This window comes from Ruegeria sp. AD91A (assembly GCF_003443535.1).
Lineage (GTDB): Bacteria > Pseudomonadota > Alphaproteobacteria > Rhodobacterales > Rhodobacteraceae > Ruegeria.
The window spans coordinates 2,665,581-2,682,906 of sequence record NZ_CP031946.1 but is presented as its reverse complement, the minus strand read 5'-3'; the positions used below and the strand labels follow the sequence as shown (position 1 = coordinate 2,682,906).

Annotated in this window: 19 protein-coding genes and 1 pseudogene; 12 read left to right on the top strand and 8 right to left on the bottom strand. The window is 54.0% G+C overall.

Annotated elements, in window-relative coordinates; genetic code table 11:
* The first annotated feature begins 24 nt into the window (after positions 1-24).
* From D1823_RS13440 to D1823_RS13430, 3 genes are read left to right on the top strand one after another with little or no spacing between them, the layout of a single operon-like run.
* Positions 25-528: an aggregation factor core gene (locus D1823_RS13440; RefSeq protein WP_117870809.1), complete on the top strand. Its 504-nt coding sequence runs from the start codon at positions 25-27 to the stop codon at positions 526-528.
* A 13-nt stretch (positions 529-541) separates the two neighbouring features.
* Positions 542-994 (top strand): TspO/MBR family protein, encoded by a 453-nt coding sequence (locus D1823_RS13435; RefSeq protein ID WP_117870806.1) that lies wholly within the window; start codon positions 542-544, stop codon positions 992-994.
* Between the two features lie 11 nt (positions 995-1,005).
* Positions 1,006-1,509, top strand: a complete 504-nt coding sequence (locus tag D1823_RS13430; RefSeq protein WP_205511843.1) for a CIA30 family protein — start codon at positions 1,006-1,008, stop codon at positions 1,507-1,509.
* A 164-nt stretch (positions 1,510-1,673) separates the two neighbouring features.
* Here the strand turns inward: D1823_RS13430 and D1823_RS13425 are convergent, their stop codons facing one another.
* The 5 genes from D1823_RS13425 to D1823_RS13405 form a co-directional block, all read right to left on the bottom strand.
* Positions 1,674-2,123 (bottom strand): MarR family winged helix-turn-helix transcriptional regulator, encoded by a 450-nt coding sequence (locus tag D1823_RS13425; RefSeq protein ID WP_117870804.1) that lies wholly within the window; start codon positions 2,121-2,123, stop codon positions 1,674-1,676.
* A complete protein-coding gene (locus D1823_RS13420) occupies positions 2,113-3,213 on the bottom strand; it encodes a nitroreductase family protein (protein WP_117870802.1) in 1,101 nt (366 codons plus the stop codon). Before D1823_RS13420 ends, D1823_RS13425 begins: the two co-directional genes overlap by 11 nt.
* Positions 3,214-3,428: 215 nt before the next feature.
* Positions 3,429-4,106 carry a GntR family transcriptional regulator gene (locus D1823_RS13415; RefSeq protein WP_254683736.1) on the bottom strand — a complete coding sequence of 226 codons (678 nt, stop codon included), beginning with the start codon at positions 4,104-4,106 and terminating at the stop codon, positions 3,429-3,431.
* Positions 4,103-5,134 carry a Gfo/Idh/MocA family protein gene (locus D1823_RS13410; RefSeq protein WP_117870800.1) on the bottom strand — a complete coding sequence of 344 codons (1,032 nt, stop codon included), beginning with the start codon at positions 5,132-5,134 and terminating at the stop codon, positions 4,103-4,105. The genes D1823_RS13415 and D1823_RS13410 overlap by 4 nt, the downstream gene beginning before the upstream one ends.
* Complete coding sequence (locus D1823_RS13405; protein WP_117870798.1) at positions 5,131-6,219, bottom strand: isocitrate/isopropylmalate dehydrogenase family protein; 1,089 nt, start codon at positions 6,217-6,219, stop codon at positions 5,131-5,133. The genes D1823_RS13410 and D1823_RS13405 overlap by 4 nt, the downstream gene beginning before the upstream one ends.
* Positions 6,220-6,354: 135 nt before the next feature.
* Between D1823_RS13405 and D1823_RS13400 the strand changes: the two genes are divergently transcribed.
* The 9 genes from D1823_RS13400 to D1823_RS13360 all read left to right on the top strand — a co-directional run bounded on the left by D1823_RS13400 (position 6,355) and on the right by D1823_RS13360 (position 14,054).
* A complete protein-coding gene (locus D1823_RS13400; protein WP_117870796.1) occupies positions 6,355-7,362 on the top strand; it encodes a tripartite tricarboxylate transporter substrate binding protein in 1,008 nt (335 codons plus the stop codon).
* Positions 7,363-7,419: 57 nt separating this feature from the next.
* Positions 7,420-8,169 (top strand): hypothetical protein, encoded by a 750-nt coding sequence (locus D1823_RS13395; RefSeq protein WP_117870794.1) that lies wholly within the window; start codon positions 7,420-7,422, stop codon positions 8,167-8,169.
* A gap of 4 nt (positions 8,170-8,173) precedes the next feature.
* Complete coding sequence (locus D1823_RS13390) at positions 8,174-9,685, top strand: tripartite tricarboxylate transporter permease (RefSeq protein WP_117870792.1); 1,512 nt, start codon at positions 8,174-8,176, stop codon at positions 9,683-9,685.
* Positions 9,685-9,972, top strand: a complete 288-nt coding sequence (locus tag D1823_RS13385) for a putative quinol monooxygenase (RefSeq protein WP_117870790.1) — start codon at positions 9,685-9,687, stop codon at positions 9,970-9,972. Before D1823_RS13390 ends, D1823_RS13385 begins: the two co-directional genes overlap by 1 nt.
* The gene (locus D1823_RS13380) at positions 9,969-10,766 is read left to right on the top strand and encodes an N-acyl homoserine lactonase family protein (protein ID WP_117870788.1); all 798 of its coding nucleotides are present in this window, start codon (positions 9,969-9,971) and stop codon (positions 10,764-10,766) included. The genes D1823_RS13385 and D1823_RS13380 overlap by 4 nt, the downstream gene beginning before the upstream one ends.
* Positions 10,763-12,040: a 3-oxo-tetronate kinase gene (gene otnK, locus D1823_RS13375; protein WP_117870786.1), complete on the top strand. Its 1,278-nt coding sequence runs from the start codon at positions 10,763-10,765 to the stop codon at positions 12,038-12,040. The genes D1823_RS13380 and otnK overlap by 4 nt, the downstream gene beginning before the upstream one ends.
* Positions 12,037-12,678: a 3-oxo-tetronate 4-phosphate decarboxylase gene (gene otnC / locus D1823_RS13370; RefSeq protein WP_117870783.1), complete on the top strand. Its 642-nt coding sequence runs from the start codon at positions 12,037-12,039 to the stop codon at positions 12,676-12,678. Before otnK ends, otnC begins: the two co-directional genes overlap by 4 nt.
* 130 nt (positions 12,679-12,808) lie before the next feature.
* The gene (locus D1823_RS13365) at positions 12,809-13,414 is read left to right on the top strand and encodes an IS1595 family transposase (protein ID WP_117870781.1); all 606 of its coding nucleotides are present in this window, start codon (positions 12,809-12,811) and stop codon (positions 13,412-13,414) included.
* 19 nt (positions 13,415-13,433) lie between these two features.
* Positions 13,434-14,054: a trans-aconitate 2-methyltransferase gene (locus tag D1823_RS13360; RefSeq protein ID WP_117870779.1), complete on the top strand. Its 621-nt coding sequence runs from the start codon at positions 13,434-13,436 to the stop codon at positions 14,052-14,054.
* A 95-nt stretch (positions 14,055-14,149) separates the two neighbouring features.
* On the opposite strand, the pseudogene D1823_RS13355 reads toward D1823_RS13360, so the two are convergent.
* The 3 genes and pseudogenes from D1823_RS13355 to D1823_RS13345 form a co-directional block, all read right to left on the bottom strand.
* Positions 14,150-14,908 (bottom strand): annotated as a pseudogene (locus tag D1823_RS13355) (IS5 family transposase).
* 687 nt (positions 14,909-15,595) lie between these two features.
* Positions 15,596-15,796, bottom strand: coding sequence for a DUF6538 domain-containing protein (locus D1823_RS22125; protein ID WP_254683735.1), 201 nt, complete (start codon positions 15,794-15,796; stop codon positions 15,596-15,598).
* Between the two features lie 549 nt (positions 15,797-16,345).
* Positions 16,346-17,251 (bottom strand): hypothetical protein, encoded by a 906-nt coding sequence (locus D1823_RS13345; protein ID WP_162896838.1) that lies wholly within the window; start codon positions 17,249-17,251, stop codon positions 16,346-16,348.
* Between the last annotated feature and the right edge of the window lie 75 nt (positions 17,252-17,326).

The window sequence follows — 17,326 nt, the reverse complement described above, 5'->3', positions numbered from 1 at the left end:
GAACCTTTTAGAAAGAAGATAAATATGCTCCCGAAGAGTATTCTTGCAGCGACCCTTGGACTATTTGCAGCTACTTCGCTTCATGCTGGTGTACAAATTCGCTTTATAGAAGGCGCACCCAAGGACCGTTTTGTTCTGACAAATGTCGGAACGTGCGAAGTTGAAGCTTCGACCCTCAAAATCGACTTGTCGCAATCTGCCGGACGTCTGATTTTCGACGTTACCGAAAAAGGTGCAGGCGTAGAGGTCTTTCAACCTCTCGAATTCGTTGAGGGTGCGGATGCTCTGCGGCAAATTCCAGCGGTCGTGGACGGGCAAGATTCAATTGAACTTCAGATCGCCTCCCTCGCAGTCGGGGATAAACTCGCCTTTACCATCGATGTGGATGACACCATCGGGCAACGCGAAATCACCGTAACAGGGTCGGAGATAGAAGGCGCCACGGTGTCTTATTCCGATGCGGATAAGACCAGTACTGCAACCTTCTCTTCCGAAGCGCTTGTCAACGTGACGACCAAGGATTGCTGAAAGCAGTCCCGCAATGTCGAATTTGTTGATCCGCATAGCATTTCTCGCGCTCATGTTGGGAGGCGGCATCCTGATCGGGACACTGACCGCACCTGGCGATTGGTATGCGCAGCTTTCTAAACCTGCTTTCAATCCACCAAATTGGATATTTGGCCCGGTCTGGACGGTGCTTTATGTGTTGATCGCCATGGCGGGTTGGCGTCAGTTCGAAACAGACCGAAGCTCGGCTGCCATGAAGCTGTGGTGGGCACAGATGGCTCTGAATTTTTTGTGGTCCCCAACCTTTTTTGTACTGCAACTGCCGTGGTTTGCCCTTGTGGTCATTGTCGCGTTGCTGATTGTCATCGTCGTGTTCATCGCTCGGGTCAGGAACTCGGATCGGGTCTCCGCACTGGCCTTCTTGCCTTACTTTGCATGGGTCGCATTTGCCGCGGCACTGAACCTTTCCATTGCAATACTGAACTGAGAAGGAACAATATGCGTGCCAAATTTGTTGGGCTTGTTTCAAGTCTTTATATCATCGGATCTACAATGGCACAGGCTGATGAAAAACTTGCAGAAGACTTCTCCAAGTCTCCGGAGACGCGTTGGGACTACGTTGCCGACACTGTCATGGGCGGAGTTTCTTCAGGGCAGGTGCAGTTTAGTTCGGAAGGTAATGTTGCATTCGCGCGGTTGACCGGAACCGTCAGTACAGAAAACAACGGCGGTTTCATCCAATTCCGACGCAAGTTGCCTGATCGGCCAGATGAGGGTGTATCAGGCGTCAGACTGTTGGTCCGAGGGAACGGCGAGCAATACTTCGTTCACCTCAGAACACGTGGCACAGTGCTTCCATGGCAATACTATCAGGCCGAGTTTCCAACTTCTGAAGAATGGACCAAAATCAGTTTACCCCTGTCAGGCTTCAAGGCTTCAGGTGCCATGTTGCGCGCTATTCCCGTCGCTGACGAAATCACCACAGTTGGGGTCGTAGCGTAGGCCGGGATCTAACCAACTGTTCGTGGCGTTCGACGGCGGCGCGAAGATTGTGACATTTAACTACACGCCCACTTTGCCTGAAGGATCACCGCCGCTTCCCCCGGGCTGAGATTGCATGATGTTTGAGAATTTGGCTTCGTATTCTAGCTAACACCGGTTTTTGCCTAGTCCCGTTCGCTGTCCAAAGCTTCGCGTATGAGCGTCAGATTCGGCAACGAATTGTGAAACGGATCGAGCCCGAGTTGGAACAAAATTGGAACCAGGGCTTCCGAAATCCGCTCCATACAAGCTTCCAAAAACTCTGCGCCTTGCGGCGTGGACCGGACAATTTTTGAACGCTTGTCATTGGGGTTGGCTTCAAGGGTAATCAGAGCATGATTTTCAAGACTGGAGAGCATGTGCGTCATCGACGTCTTGGGCACCTGAAACGCGTTTGAGAGTTGCAGTGGGGTTTCACCTTCGGGCCGCCGTACCAGATGGCCCAAAATTCCAAATTGAGTCGCCGTCATTCGACCAGGTAAGAACGCTTCAAGCTTGGTCGAGATCAACTGATTGATGATCCCGACCTCGGTGAAGAACCGGTAGACTTCGTTGGTCTCATCTTCAGGCTTCATTCAGAATTCGTGTCTCCAGCGGCCAGCGCGGTGTGGCGATTGGCTCGGGTCCATGCCCCAAACGCAGCAACATTTGCACTGTGTGGCCCGGTGACGCAAGAAGCTCATGAGCCAGCGCGTATTCGTTAGCCATCTCAGGATATTCCTGAAGGGCCTGACTGACCGGATGAACGCCCAGGCCCATTTCGGTTGTCTTCAAGTAAAAACGCATCAATTGACGTCCGGCATCGAGTTGATCGCTTCGCGTATTTGTGGCTGTCGTAAGGACTGCGTATTGCGGCGTCGCGTCTAGCATCGCGAAGTAGTCTCGCATGTGTGACTGAGTGCCTGGGTGGTCAACGTTCATCAGGGTCTCATTGTCCAATAGGCCGGTAAGTCGCAGCGTTTCCAGCATGGGATCGCGCAATTCAATCCCGTCCGGGTTGGCGTTGATTTCTGCTTTCCCGATCCGCATCAGGTCGACGGATTCTTTCAGGGTCTGCGGCGTTCGCATTTCGATTTCAAAAGCGCGTTTCGTAAGATCTTGAATACGGGTCACCAAATCTTCGTCGGTAATCAAAGTTGCATAGTCGCCAAGCGTAGCCACTTGATCGGCAGAGAGGCGCTGTTCAGTGTATGGTTCTTTGTTCGAATGCCGTTTGAGGATTTGATCCGATAGTGGATCGGATGCCCCGCCCGGCACAAACACTGCTTCTGCGACGGGTCCGTCATCTCCATCAGGCAGTAACTTGACCTCGGTATCAAACCCCTGTGCACCTGCCGCCAGGACCATAGTCTCAACAAATGCACCGAGGCCAATATAGAGCTGGCGGTGGTAAGGATCGGTTTCCGGAAGCTCGCGATCAGGATCACGGTGGATGCGCACCTTGTCTTGTCCAGCCAACTCAACCAGCCAAGGTTGCAAGTTGTGCGGATTGGGGGCGAGAATTGCGTAGGATAAAGCGGCTTTACGTGGGTCGTCATTCGGTTTTGGCGTCCACGGAGCCAGCGCGTCATGCGGCGTGCGTGTAGCGAGGAACGCAACCGCGCCCGTTGCCGCCAGTATTGTGCCTCCGCCTAGAATCTTGAGAAAACGTCTTCGGTTTGGCATGTTGACTCTCCAGTAGTGCGATATCGGACTAATTTAATACGAATTCGTACTACATCAACCCCAATCGATGCAGTGATTGGCTGAGTGATTTATAAAAAGAAAATCAGAACAGCCGGGCTCAACTGCGGACTGCCTTGGCAGACAATTATTCGGAGCGCTTTTAGTGCCGAAAATAAGCAGTTATTTTAGCCGATTAAGGATTGGAAACGAGAAGATCAGAGGCTGTTGAGCCGATGCTTTTCAAGTATCCCGCAAAGCATAGCCTGCGCTTGCAGCCTGTGTTCTCGATGACGTTCACGGGCAGCATCCGGACGACCTTCACTAATCGCTTGGAAAACAACCCGGTGATCTTCATTGGATTTGACGGGCAGGGGCCTGATGAACAACGTCGTTGCGCGCGCGCGACGTACCTGGTCGCTCATCATGGCAACAATCGCTTCGGCCCGTTTGTTGCCGCCCAACCGAACGAGCTCCTGGTGAAACAACTCGTCGGCCTTGGCCCAGGCTTCAAGGTCTTCGGCTTCGATGGCTTGGTCCATCTTTGCAATTGATCCAGCAAGTACCGCCAGTTCATCTTCTGAATAGCCCGCTTCGGCAGCGCGCTGTGCTGCGAGACTCTCGAGTTCCGTCAGTATGTCGTAAATTTCACGCATATCGTCTGATGAAACAGGCAGTATCCGCACGCCTTTGCGGGGCCGCATTTCCAGCAACCCCTTGCTTTCCAACATAAGCGCAGCTTCCCGTATCGGGGTGCGGGACATGCCAAGGGTCTCGGCGAGTTCCGATTCCAGATGGTCAGTTCCGGCTGCAAGTTCGCCGGACAGGATCATCCGCCGCAAATCTCTTACAGCGCGTTGCGTATTGGAAAGAGTTTTTGCGTCCTGATCCTTCACGGAGTCTCCAGGTTGATCTTTCGTCCCTCCGCAGCCGAGAGATAGATGTTCTCTTCGATGCGGATCACGTCCAAATAGTCTCGAGCCGTGTTTTCCAGCGGCGTGCCCTTTACAAGGCCTGAAACGACGTGACTTTGCAAGGCGTGTACGCAGTCTCCTCCAAACCCATCATGATCGCTCGGAGGTAAAATCTGCTGTCGCTCCTGTTTTCCAAAAGCGCGGAGGTCAACTGAACCGTCGCCGCTAAGAACCAGTGATCCTTCCGTTCCTTCGATGAGAGCTTCGCCCATGGTCTGACGCAGGTTTTCGGCGCTGTGGTCAAGGCACCTGTTCCCATCGAACAGAGCTTTCAAACCTTTGGGGTGGTCAAACAAGATGTAGCCTGCGTCCTCGCCCGCGATTACGGAGTTAACTTGGCGCAAGTCCGCGTAAACAGCACTGGGCGCATCGAACAGAAACCGGAACGTGTCTACCCAGTGAACCGCTGTTTCATGAACAAGGAAACGAGGCATGTCCTGAAAGTACGGCTGCCGGTCAAGGTAGGCGTGTAGACCCTGTCCGTCACCGGGTCGAAGTCGGAAAGTCGCTTGTAGAGGAGTTCCAATTCGACCCTTGGCCATCGCCTCTTTGATTGCTCGATACCAAGGCTGGAAGCGAAAGTTTTCGTGTATAACAATAGTTGCCCCAACCGCTTCAGCCTCTGAAACAATCATCTCAGCTTCATCCAAAGACATGCAGAAAGGTTTTTGGCAGATCACCCACTTTATCCCAGAGCGCAGTGCCGTCCGGATGGTGTCGGCCTGCGCCACAGGTGGAAGGATGATGTCCACGAGATCTGGCTTTTCCGCCTCCAGCATTTTTGACAGATCATCGTAAGCCGCCAGTCCTGTTTCTTTCGCCTTGTTGATATCACGGTTGCAGGATGCAATCGGAACCGCTCCGGGCATTCGGGACCAGCTTTCGTAGTGGAACCTACTGAAATACCCCGCACCCACACACGCGACCCTGATGGCTTGTTGAGTATTCATGCCCGCAATTCTTCCAATACCGATGAGGCTGCGTCCTGCGTTCCGGCGGTGCCACCTAGGTCACGCGTCAGGTTCTGTCCGTTCGCAGTCACCTTTTCCACGGCTTCACGCAATCGTTCGCCGTCGTTGGACAGGCCTAGGTGATCATGGGTCAAACCTAACCATTCAAGCATCATTGCTGCGGACAGGATCATCGCAAAAGGGTTAGCAATACCCCGTCCCGCAATGTCCGGAGCGGAACCATGGCAGGGTTGGAAAACAGCGTGGTTCAACCCGATATCCGCTGATGGCGCCAGTCCAAGACCGCCCATGAGACCCGCACCAAGGTCGGAGAGGATATCTCCGAACATGTTCTCAGTCACCAAAACATCGAATTCCCAAGGCTTTTGGACCATCCATAGAGCGGTGGCATCAACATAGGCATGGTCAGCTTTCAAATCGGGATGGCGTGCAGCCTCCACGTCAAAGATAGATCTGAAGAATGCAAAGGCCCTGAAAACATTGGCTTTGTCGATACATGTAACCCGTCCTTGGCCGCGACCGGATGCCTTGCGGTTCTTGGCGAGTTCAAACGCGAAACGGAACAGTTTTTCGGATACCTCACGAGTGATCAGCAGAGTTTCACGTGCTTCGTGTTCGGAAACTTCGCCAGCGCCTTGGGTGAAGAACAGTCCTTCTGTGCTTTCGCGTATCAAGACAAAGTCGATCTCTTTTCCGGGAGGCAGCGCCAAAGGGGTCATTTGTCCGCTGCTTACTTTTACAGGACGCACACCAGCAAAAAGTCCCAGTTGCTTTCGCAGATCAATTTGCGGTGAAATCTCGGTTCCGTCAGGATATCGAACATCCGGCAAGCCCATTGCAGACAGCAGAATTGCGTCCGCATTGCGTGCAGTTTCGAGTGATCCAGCCGGAAATGATTCTCCAGTTTTGGCGTAGTGGCCTGCGCCAGCTGGTGCGTCTGTAAACGCCAGCTCGTAGGTTGGATTTCTTAGCGAGAGTTGGTGCAGAATTTCAAGCGTAGGGGCCATAATTTCCGGGCCGATCCCGTCCCCGTGGAACACCGCAACATCGTAAATCATTTTCATTCTGGCCCGCTTCCTTCCCGTTTCGCATTCATAGCGCGATAGCAGCTTCCACTACAGTCCGTTGACAATGCATTCTGTAATGTATACGCAATTAAATGCAACAATAAACGCAAAGTTGTTTGGGAGGACTTGGAAATGAAACTAAAGCTAGGGCGGTTGGCCGCCGCAGCCGTGATGGCGACCGGGATTGCAGGGGCAGCTGCTGCGCAGGATTACCCTTATCGTGACATCACCACAGCTGTGGTCTGGGGGGCCGGTGGCGGCACGGACACGATCAACCGAATGATCATGGCCGAGATGGAAAAACACCTTCCGGTCTCGATCAATGTGATCAATCAAACTGGTGGCGTCGCAGGTTCCAATGGCATGGTCTACGTCATGAACCAACCAGACGATGGCTATACATTGGTTGGTTTGTCAGAGTCTAACGTTACCGCCGCTGTGCAGGGTGGTTGGGATAAGAAATTTGATTTTTGGTATCCGTTCATTGTTGGTGGATCACCTGATCTGATCTCGGTCCCGGCGGACAGCCCTTACAACACGCTGGAAGAACTGGTCGACGCTGCGAAAGCAGCTCCTGGCACTATTCCGGCAGCGGCTTCCGGCGCAGGGTCTATCCACCACTTGAACCTTCTCGCCATCGAAAAAGGGTCCGGGGCGGAATTCAAGTTTGTTCCATACAAAGGCTCGGCGCCAGGGCAAGAAGCAGCGATAGCGGGCGAGGTCGCATTGGTCGTAACCTCTCTGGCTGAGCAGGCGCCTTTGATCGAGGGCGGTCAGTTGAAACCGCTCGCGATGCTGACGCCCGAGGACGCGCAAATCGCAGGAGCTACGGTGCCATCTGCCTTTGGCATCTATGACGGTCTCGATCAGTATCTTCCACTCAAACAGGCCATTGGTTTTGCAGTTCACAGCTCAGCTGGTGACGACGTAAAGGCCGCGCTTGGCGATGCCTTTGAGCAGGCGATTGCGTCTGACACCGTCGCCGAATGGGCTGCGGCAAACAATTACGACGTCGGTGGTCAGCACGGTGAAGCGGCTCAAGAACTGTTTGCGAACCTCGAGGCTACTTTTGCCTATACCTTGCAGGACCTTGGCGCTGCCACCGTCGATCCGGCCTCGCTGGGTATCGAGAAGCCCTAATCCGATCAATTTTGAAAGGGCGCGCTTGATTGCGCCCTTTCCCTCAGGAGGCAGGCAATGGACAAACCTGACGAAACACTGGTCATGCGGTCGCGCGACTTTTGGGCAGCAATTGTTCTTATAACAGTGTCCGTCTTTTTTCTTTGGAAGACGTCGGACATTCCACTTTGGGGTGAAAACCGCGCAGGAGTAAGTGGGTCGGATTGGTACAACTCGGCTGCAATTGTACCGTTGTTCATCTTCGGTGGATTGCTTGGCTTGTCCTTCGTTTTGCTGGCAATTTCGATCCGCTCTGGTGGGGCCCAAAACGCGCTCACGGCTTTGGGGATCGGATGGGATAAGTCGGAAGCCTATCGAGCTTCAACAATAGGCCTGATCCTTCTTGCATATGTCGTCGGACTGGTTCCCAGAGTGGACTTCATTTTGTGCTCGGGGTTACTGATTACAGCTTTGACTTACGGGTACTACGGCGGCCATGCGCGGCGTTCTTTGGTGGCCTGTATCGCAGTTGCCTCTGCCGGACTTTTTGCGTTCGCCATATTTCCCGCGCAGGCGGATTGGAATGCACACGGTGATGATTGGTTTACACTGGTCCTATGGGTCTCGCTAACACTTGTGGTGTTGACCAAAGCGGCTTCAGAACGGCTTTTGCGGTTCGTACCACTGGTCGCGATACTGGCCCCTTTGATTCTCGTTTGCGCGATGGCCTTTGTTTTCCGACAGAACGTGCCCGCGCGCGGTGGGCTGATCTTCAAGCAAATCGAATACCACTACTACGTGACGCTTCGTCCGCTATGGAAAGATTGACCGGATGGATTTTATCCTTTCGCAACTGGCTGGATTTGGGACCGCATTCGTGGGCCTGGCAGTAGACCCGCTGACCTATCTGTATTTGATCGCATCCGTATTCCTGGGCATCACATTCGGCGCATTGCCGGGCCTAACAGCAACCCTGGCAGTGACGATCCTGACGGGTTTCTTCGGCAACAAAATCCCGCTGGACTATTCGCTCATCGCTTTGCTCGGGGCCTATGTCGGCGCGATTTACGGCGGCTCCTACCCATCTATTCTGCTGAACATACCTGGCACAGCAGCCAACGCCGCGACGGCCATGGATGGCTACCCTCTGGCCAAAGCAGGTCGAGGCGGCGAAGCCCTAGGGCTGACCACAACGGCCAGTTTCATTGGCACAGTTATCGGGACCATCACGCTTTTGATATTTGTCTGGGCACTGCTTTTGGTTTCAAAAAACATCGCAAGCCCGGAGAAAGCACTGCTGGCCCTCTTCGGTATTCTGCTTTCTGGCACTTTGATGAGCGAAGATTTGGTGATTAAGGGATGGATCGCCGGTTTGATCGGGCTCGCGATGTCCATGGTGGGTCTCGACCCTCTGTTGTCCGAGCCGCGCTATACCTTCGGCTGGTCTTACCTGATGAGCGGATTTCAGGTCGTGCCAGTTTTAATGGGGGCCTTTGCCATTCCCCAAATCATCGACGGTTTAAGGCACGTTGAGGCTGGGAAAGTTCTGGCCCTTAAAGGCCGTATTCTTCCAAACCTTCGCTCTATTCGACGTTACTTGCCGACCATTGGCCGTTCAGGAGTGATCGGGACCGGGGTAGGAGCGCTTCCCGGCGTGGGCGAAGATGTCGCCGGTTGGGTCAGTTACGGTGTCGGCAAGACCGTATCTGCCGAGGGCGACAAGTTTGGAAAAGGCTCTTTGGAAGGTCTGCTGTGTTCTGAAACAGCAAACAACGCCTGTATTGGTGGCGCGCTGATCCCACTTTTAGTGTTAGGCATTCCCGGTTCACCACCCGCCGCGGCTTTGATGGGGGCCTTCAAGATCAACAACGTGATCCCGGGCCCCACGATAGACCCCGAGATCATTCTGCGCGTGGTTGCAATCCTGGTGCTGGCATCCCTGACAATGTTCTTGATGGGCCTGTTCACTGCTCGGGTTTTTATCAAGATACTCGCCATACCGCAGACCATCTTCTTGCCAGTCGTGATGGTTCTGACAACAATCGGGTCTTTCAGCGTCGGTGGTGGCATCAATGATCTCTACCTGATGCTTGGTGTCGGCGCCGTCGCCTATTTTATGAACCTGATGAAGTACCCAATCGCGCCGTTGGTTATTGGAGTTATTTTAGGCAGCTTGTTTGATGAAACCTTCCGCCGGTCGCTGTTCTTGTCGGATGGGGATCTTTCGGTCTTCTTTTCGCGGCCCGGTGCGGCCATTCTGATGGTGCTCAACATTGGTTTGATCCTCAGCCAATTGCCTGTCGCAAAGCGCGCTTTCTCGCGTCTGAAAGGACTTTCCGTCTGATGTTTGTGGTTACTGTCACCTTCACTCTCATGCCCGGTACGAGAGACACCTTTTTGCCGCTGATGGTCGAAAACGCTTCAACCTCTTTACGTGAAGAATTCGGATGCCAGCAGTTTGACGTTTGCCTCGGCGACGATCCCGAGACGGTGTTCCTCTATGAGGTATACGATGACGCTGCCGCGTTTGGCGCTCACCTCGAAAGCGCGCACTTCAAGACTTTCGATGCGGCGGTTGCTGATATGATAAAAGCCAAAGTTGTTCACCAGTATACCGAGGTCATCCGATGAACAATTGGGAGATTCACGCCGTCAAGTATGCGGATCGCAATGCCCGCACTCGACGCGACAGCTTCATCTTGGATGACAATCACGACGCACCTCACGCGATGGACTATTTCGTTTGGGTATTGAAGCGCGGCAACGAAGTCATTCTGGTCGATACTGGTTACGATTCCGAAGAGGCAGCCGCCCGTGGTCGTCCAATTGCGATGGACCCACGTGAGGCTCTGCGCCCCTTGGACATCACGCCGGAAGCGGTGACAAACATCATCGTGACCCATCTTCACTATGACCACGCGGGGGGGCTGCATATGTTCCCGAACGCGAAGTTGCATATGCAATCGGCGGAGATGGCCTTCGCCACAGGCCCCTGCATGTGCCACGACCATCTGCGCGCACCTTTCACGGCGGGCCATATTTGCGAGGTCGTAAAGCGTCTCTATTCAGGGAAGGTCGTGTTCTACGATGGAGAAGCCGAGATTATAGATGGGGTCACGGTGCACTGCATTGGTGGGCATTCGCGAGGGTTGCAATGTGTTCGTGTAAGAACAGCAGCCGGGTGGATGGTTCTGGCCTCGGATGCCTCGCATTACTACGAGAATTTCATGGAGCGCAAAGCCTTTCCCATCGTCGTCGACCTGCAGGACATGATGGATGGTTTCGAGACACTCGAGAGGTTGGCCTCGCATCCTCGACTTATCGTACCCGGCCATGATCCACTTGTGCGTGAGGTTTTTCCCGTCGGTGCGGCGCCGCATATCCATAGGTTGGATCCTGGGCCAAACAGGGACATCGAACTATGAAAATCGGTGTCATAGCCGATGACTTTACCGGTGCGAGTGATATCGCGAACACCTTAGCGAAGGGCGTAGAGCCGGAAGGTGGGTTACGAACGGCTCAATTTCCAGGTATTCCGACGACCCCGGCTGAGAAGGAGATCGAAGCGGGTGTAATCTCGCTCAAAAGCCGCACAGCACCTATCGAGGAAGCTGTAGCGGACAGCCTGCGGGCTCTGCGGTGGCTCGCGGACCAAGGATGCCGCCAGTTCATCTTCAAATATTGCTCGACCTTCGATTCCACGGCAGAAGGGAATATCGGCCCCGTTGCAGAAGCACTGGCCCAAGAACTGGGTGCGCAAAAGGTGGTTTTCTGCCCGGCCTTTCCGGCAACGGGGCGTACTATCTATTACGGTCATCTCTTTGTGCTTTGTAAGCTGTTGCACGAATCCGGGATGGAAAATCACCCTCTTACACCGATGACGGATGCCAACATCCGGCGATGGTTGCAGTATCAGACTGAAGAAGCGGTTGGGTTGGTGCCAATTGACACTGTGAAGCAAGGTTCAGAGGCAATTGCTGCTGCTTTGCGGAACGTCGACGAACGCTTTGTGATCGGTGATGCGATTTCGGACGAGGATTTGTTGGCTTGGGGCGAAGCTCTAAAGGATGCCAAGCTCATTTCAGGGGGATCCGGGATAGCGCTGGGGCTACCCAGAAACTTCTTAAGAGAGGCTTCATCAAAAAGTACTGGCAGTTTGTTCACCGGTGCTGCAGGGCCTGCCGCGATCCTTGCTGGGTCGTGTTCCGGTGCGACCCGTGGGCAGATACATGTACATGCCGAATCCCATCCGAGCTTCGCCATTGATGTTCCGGGTGTCATGTCCGGGGATGTGACCACGCAAACGCTTTTGGATTTCTTTAAAGCGCATCCGGGTCAGGCGCCGCTCGCGTATTCATCGGGAAGCCCGGATGATGTGCGAGCGATTCAAAATCAATTTGGTCAGGAAGCTGTAGCGAACAGGCTGGATAATCTCTTTGCAGAAACTGCACGGGAACTTGTCCAAACGGGTTATAAGCGCCTTGTCGTGGCCGGAGGGGAGACGTCGGGAGCTGTTGCCAAGGCCGTCTCTGAGGCACTGGGGTCACCGGCTATGTCAATCGGGCCAGAGATTGACCCGGGCGTGCCAGTCCTGAGCGTTGGGAAAATAGAACCCATTGCAATGGCTCTAAAGTCTGGGAACTTTGGCGCTCAGGATTTCTTCGCTAAAGCGCTCAGAATGATGGAGGCAGGCAGATGAGTTCTGAAGAAATGGCGCTGCGGCAGCAGATGTCGGAGCTGTGCGCCTCGCTGTTTACGCGTGGCTTTTCCGTTGGCACTGCGGGCAATGTCTCCGCGCGTTTACCGGACGGGATTCTCATGACGCCAACGAATTCGACTTTGGGCAATGTTGACCCCGAGCGAATTGCCAAGATTGATTTGGATGGCAACCACGTCTCCGGAGACAAGCCGACCAAGGAGGTCTTTCTGCACCAAGCCTTCTATGAGACGCGGTCGGAAGCTGGTGCAGTGGTGCATCTGCATTCGACCTGGGCCACCGCACTGTCGTGTCTGGAAGACACCGATCCCAATGACTGTATTCCGCCGCTTACACCATACGTGGTCATGCGCGTAGGCACGGTTAAACTGGTTCGATACGTTAAGCCGGGTGATCCAAAATCCGGTGATTTGATCCGCGAACTGGGCGGCAAGTATAGTGCTGTTCTGCTGGCCAATCACGGTCCCGTCGTATCAGGAAAGGATCTCTTTTCAGCGGTCTGTGCAGCGGAAGAGTTGGAAGAAACAGCCAAGCTGTTCGTGGCACTGCGGGGTATGCCAACCCGGATGTTGGATGAAGAACAAGTCGCAGAACTCAAAGAGACTTTCGGAAGGATGTAGTTGGACACCGATAGGGGGAGTGTGCAAACTTTTGGGTAAATCGTGCAAAATTATGCGCAAATACCACGTAAACTTATGGGCAAGAACATCTGAATTTAATGAATGAAATCAATAGCAGGAATGCATAGCTATGAGCGCGCCTACATCAGGTGTAGGCGTCGCTTCCGACGATGCCTTCAGTGGCATTGTCGAGATAGACGAAACTCATCAACGGGAGAGCCGCAAAGGTTCACGGGAATGGGCTCTGCACCTGAGGAATCCGCTCCAGTATCCGCGCCCGCCCCGCCACCAGTGGTATGTCTTCAAGAGCGGAAGAGTGAAGATGCAGAGAGGGTTGTCGCGGTGGCAACTTCCGCTTCTCACAATCACCAGCCGCTCCGGCAAACAATATCTGGAGCGGATCAAAAACCGCAGTATTCCCGTCATCGACGCGGCGCTTTCGCCTGTGGTTGCGACAGATGCGATTCTTTGCACCGACGGTGCGGCGGCCTATGCCCGCTTCACCAAGAAAAACACCTTGGACCATCATGTTCTCAGCAAAAAGCCAGGCAAACGGGTCACGCAGAAAGCCTTTCACATCCAGAATGTGAACGCATTACACTCCCGCTACAAAGACTTCATGGGGCCCTTCAAAGGCCCGGCGTCGAAGTATCTGGGGCGTTACCTACGTTGGTTTCTACTCCGGTCGAAGATGGACGGCGGAGCAGTCTTTCGAAGGGTGCTTTCGCTACAATGAGTTGGGAGGGTGTAGAGACATGACGGTCGACAGAAAGGCACACTGGGACACCGTCTATGGCGAGAAGTCCGAGGCCCAGTTGAGTTGGCATCAGGATAATCCACGGGTCTCGCTCGAACTAATCGAGATGGCTGGCGCAACTGCGAATTCATCAGTCATCGACATTGGCGGGGGAACCTCCCGTCTTGCGGGCGCTCTGCTCGCGATGGGACTTCACGATATCACAGTCCTCGATCTTTCGCAGGTCGCCCTGGTTGTAGCCCGGGACCGGCTGGGACAAGCCGGTGAAACAGTGAAATGGATTTCGGCAGACATCACCACTTGGGCTCCTGATCGTCATTACGACCTGTGGCACGATAGGGCAGTGTTCCATTTCCTCGTCGATGCGGCGGAGCGGGCGGCCTATCTGGAAAGCCTCGCGCGCGGGGTGAGCATCGGCGGCAATGCGATCATTTCCACCTTTGCGCCAGACGGGCCGGAGAAGTGCAGTGGTTTCCCGGTCGCCCGATATAGTCCAAGCGACCTCGCCGAGCTACTTGGAGAAAGCTTCGAACTCGTGGCGCATCGCCACCACCTGCATCAAACTCCCTCAGGCAAAAGTCAGTCCTTCCAGTTCAGTCTTTTCCGCCGCTTCCGCTGAAGCCGCAGATGAAACTTGTCGTGAGCCGGCTTGCTTAACACGCTTTCGTAACATGGCTAAAAATTATGCACCCCAACTGGTACTAGTGTCAGGATTCATAACCAATAGATGACGATAGCCGCGAGCGCGATGGCTGATAGGAACACCTTGGGAAGGCGGTCATAGCGGGTTGCGACGCGTCTCCAGTCTTTGAGCCTGCCGAACATGATCTCGATCCGGTTGCGGCGTTTGTACCTGCGCTTATCGTATTTGACCGGGGTCTTTCGTTGCTTGCGGCCTGCGATGCAGGCGCTTATCCCTTTGTCTTTTAACGCTTCTCGGAACCAGTCGGCGTCATAGCCGCGATCCCCGAGCAGCCAGTCGACTTTTGGGAGGCTGCTGAGCAATGTCCGCGCGCCGATGTAGTCGCTGACCTGACCGGCGGTGACGAACAGGTCGAGCGGGCGCCCCTGGCTGTCACAGATGGCGTGCAGTTTGGTGTTCATGCCGCCTTTGGTTCGGCCGATCAGACGCCCGCGCCCCCTTTTTTGGCGGCCATGCTGGTCGCCGTTCGATGTGCCTTCAGGTAGGTCGCGTCGATCATCACAGTCTTCTGTTCGCCGTGCTCAGCGGCCAGACCAGCCATCATCCGTGCGAAGTTGCCTTTCTCGCTCCAGCGTTTCCAGCAGCTGTAGAGTGTTTTGTGCGGATCATAGACTGCAGGGGCATCGCGCCACCTTAACCCATTGCGGTTGATGAAGATAATCCCGCTTAGCACCCGCTTGTCATCAACCCGAGGCTTGCCATGCGACTTCGGGAAAAAGGGTTTGAGGCGCGCAATCTGCGCGTCAGTCAACCAGAAAAAGATCGCTCATGTGACCGCTCCATTTTCGGAGCCGTGAATCACGTGGCGCGGCGGAAATCAATGCATCCTGACCCTAGGATGCGTTAGGCTACGCCACGGATGGGGGCGAACCCGAGCCGTCAGCACTCCGTCCTCTCCACGAACAAAGTCCGCTCTTGTCATCCCGGCGGCTTCGGCCAAGCGCATTCCTGTATCTGACACCAACGCCACGAGCCAGCGAAGATCGTCATCCAGCTCTCTGCACTTATCTTGAACTACAACCAAGGCGTCAGCAGGAACAGAAGTGCGATCGGAGACGCCAGCCGATCTGTCGTAGTAGACGCCTGCAAAGGGGTTGTTCAGGGTGAGGCCCTGTTCGCTTGCAGCGAAGTTCGTTACGGCCCTGACGGTACCGAAGACCCGCGTCATGCTGCTGCCAGCAAGACCACGAGCAATCAGAGCATCTCGGAATGCGTTGGCGTCTGCTTTGGTGTAGGCATCGAGGTGCTTGTCTCCACAGGCGTCAATGACGTAGCCACAGGCCCTCTCAGCAGCTCGACGAAAGGTTACGGGGCGACCATTCCCCTTCAGCTGAAGGTAAATCCCCACCGCCTCCGACAAAAGAACAGATGACGAGGAGACAGAAAGCGGCTGGTCAACGACTGATGTGTCAGTTGTGCGTTGTAGCCTCAGCATGTGCTTGCCGGGTAGGTTTGCGTCACGACAACGCAGGTGATACCAGTACTCGTCCAGCTGCTCTTCTGGCTCTGGCTTCAGCGATCTTGGGCGACTTTGTCCGCAGCGAATACGCGATCCGAGGCGACGTGTAGTGGTTTCTCAATTCTTTCAGGATGCGGCGGCTGAAGTAGAAAACACCGTCTTTTACGAAGGTGAAAGGGCGCGAAACGGTCTCCGACATGGTCTACGGCTCCTAGCAGTGGCTAAAATTTGGAGCTATACCAATGAGTTATCTGATTCTATGGTGCCCCCACACGATTTCAAGCCAAAAAGCACCAGCTCAGAAAATGTATTACTTTCAGGTTTTTAGAATAGTCTTTGCCCCTTCTTTAGGTCTTACTGTGTCCTAATGACACGGGTTTCTGTGTACTAATCTGGCAGACTAAACACATACCACTTGATCAAGTTCTCCCAAAGAAAAGAGCAAGACCTATGGCGGCAGATCGTGTCTTACCAGACGTGCTTCGCGCGCTTTGTTGTGAATTCGGCGAATTCTACAACCAACTTAGTGGTTGCCGCCAAACTGATGCCATATCAGTAGGCCCGCCGTCAGCTGCATCAAAGCAGCAAGTGGTTTCGCCACGCTGCCGCGGACGTTTCAAACGCGCTTTCAAACATGATCGGTTTGGTGGCACAAATCACCGCATATGAGAGGGCAAAACCTCAACTTTCTGGTGCCTCAATACCTACGCGCGTTGATTTCGAAGCAGTTTAGGCAATGGACGCAGCTCTACCTACATACCCGTTGATATGGGTTCTGCGGATCGTCCTCAAAACTTCCACCCAACAAACGTCCCCACTGCGCTTGTATTTCGATGGACGGCTTTACGAACCTAGGAAACGTATCGCTATCCCAATCGACTTCTCTGATGTGGGTCATTGTCGTAATCGCGTCGTCTCTAGGTCGGCCCCTTTCATAGGTAGCATAAACCACGCCATCTCTCATTGTGTGCCAAAGAACTCGGTCGTTTGGCGGACCATCGGGCGGACGGTCGCCCGGAATAACTGTTCTAGAGATGCTGTATCTGGAGTTGTGCCAAACTCGCCATTCTGAGTGCAATCTGTCGAGATGGCCTGACGCCCGCTCGATCAACGGAGTCAACAAATCTTTTGTCTCCGGCGTTCGCCCAAAGCCCTCTTGAATAAGCACGATGTGTTGAGCCATCGCAGATAAGAACAAGTAATGCGCTGGGAAGCCAAGACCCCTAAGCTCCTCAATTACTGTACTTGAGCCAGTAATCAACTCGTTCCATATGCCTCTGTCGCATCCTGTGGCATAAATCTGGAACAGGCTTTGTAGGGCACGATGCTCAGCGGCAAGGCGTAGCAACGTGGCACGTTCGATTTCCTGACGAACTACCACCCGGACAGCTTCGGCGATGTTCTTGACGAGGCTTTCTAAATCGACGCCACCATTTCCCAAAAGTTCATTTAGAATTTGTCCGCCTACCCAAGCCGCTGCTCCATTAGCAAGTTGCGTCCCGAACCACGCCCAAGTGAATGGGTCGGCAACCATGGGTTGATAGTTGAGGATATCGAAACCAGAGTCTGTTATTGTCTGCGCACTGACGGCATCGGCCCAGAGTGCTGCGCCCCCTGCTGAGGCCAAAACGCCTACGCTAGCGGTACTTTTCAATAAACTGCGTCTACAGATAGACATAATTTTTACCCTCAAATGATAGTTTTCAACACCTCTATAGTATCACATTGA

What these genes read in the sequence shown, in the direction of transcription:
- D1823_RS13440 (WP_117870809.1), top strand. Translation starts at nt 25, where the DNA reads ATGCTCCCGAAGAGTATTCTTGCAGCGACCCTTGGACTATTTGCAGCT.
- D1823_RS13435 (WP_117870806.1), top strand. Translation starts at nt 542, where the DNA reads ATGTCGAATTTGTTGATCCGCATAGCATTTCTCGCGCTCATGTTGGGA.
- D1823_RS13430 (WP_205511843.1), top strand. Translation starts at nt 1,006, where the DNA reads ATGCGTGCCAAATTTGTTGGGCTTGTTTCAAGTCTTTATATCATCGGA.
- D1823_RS13425 (WP_117870804.1), bottom strand. Translation starts at nt 2,123, where the DNA reads ATGAAGCCTGAAGATGAGACCAACGAAGTCTACCGGTTCTTCACCGAG.
- D1823_RS13420 (WP_117870802.1), bottom strand. Translation starts at nt 3,213, where the DNA reads ATGCCAAACCGAAGACGTTTTCTCAAGATTCTAGGCGGAGGCACAATA.
- D1823_RS13410 (WP_117870800.1), bottom strand. Translation starts at nt 5,134, where the DNA reads ATGAATACTCAACAAGCCATCAGGGTCGCGTGTGTGGGTGCGGGGTAT.
- D1823_RS13405 (WP_117870798.1), bottom strand. Translation starts at nt 6,219, where the DNA reads ATGAAAATGATTTACGATGTTGCGGTGTTCCACGGGGACGGGATCGGC.
- D1823_RS13400 (WP_117870796.1), top strand. Translation starts at nt 6,355, where the DNA reads ATGAAACTAAAGCTAGGGCGGTTGGCCGCCGCAGCCGTGATGGCGACC.
- D1823_RS13395 (WP_117870794.1), top strand. Translation starts at nt 7,420, where the DNA reads ATGGACAAACCTGACGAAACACTGGTCATGCGGTCGCGCGACTTTTGG.
- D1823_RS13390 (WP_117870792.1), top strand. Translation starts at nt 8,174, where the DNA reads ATGGATTTTATCCTTTCGCAACTGGCTGGATTTGGGACCGCATTCGTG.
- D1823_RS13385 (WP_117870790.1), top strand. Translation starts at nt 9,685, where the DNA reads ATGTTTGTGGTTACTGTCACCTTCACTCTCATGCCCGGTACGAGAGAC.
- D1823_RS13380 (WP_117870788.1), top strand. Translation starts at nt 9,969, where the DNA reads ATGAACAATTGGGAGATTCACGCCGTCAAGTATGCGGATCGCAATGCC.
- otnK (WP_117870786.1), top strand. Translation starts at nt 10,763, where the DNA reads ATGAAAATCGGTGTCATAGCCGATGACTTTACCGGTGCGAGTGATATC.
- otnC (WP_117870783.1), top strand. Translation starts at nt 12,037, where the DNA reads ATGAGTTCTGAAGAAATGGCGCTGCGGCAGCAGATGTCGGAGCTGTGC.
- D1823_RS13365 (WP_117870781.1), top strand. Translation starts at nt 12,809, where the DNA reads ATGAGCGCGCCTACATCAGGTGTAGGCGTCGCTTCCGACGATGCCTTC.
- D1823_RS13360 (WP_117870779.1), top strand. Translation starts at nt 13,434, where the DNA reads ATGACGGTCGACAGAAAGGCACACTGGGACACCGTCTATGGCGAGAAG.
- D1823_RS22125 (WP_254683735.1), bottom strand. Translation starts at nt 15,796, where the DNA reads ATGTCGGAGACCGTTTCGCGCCCTTTCACCTTCGTAAAAGACGGTGTT.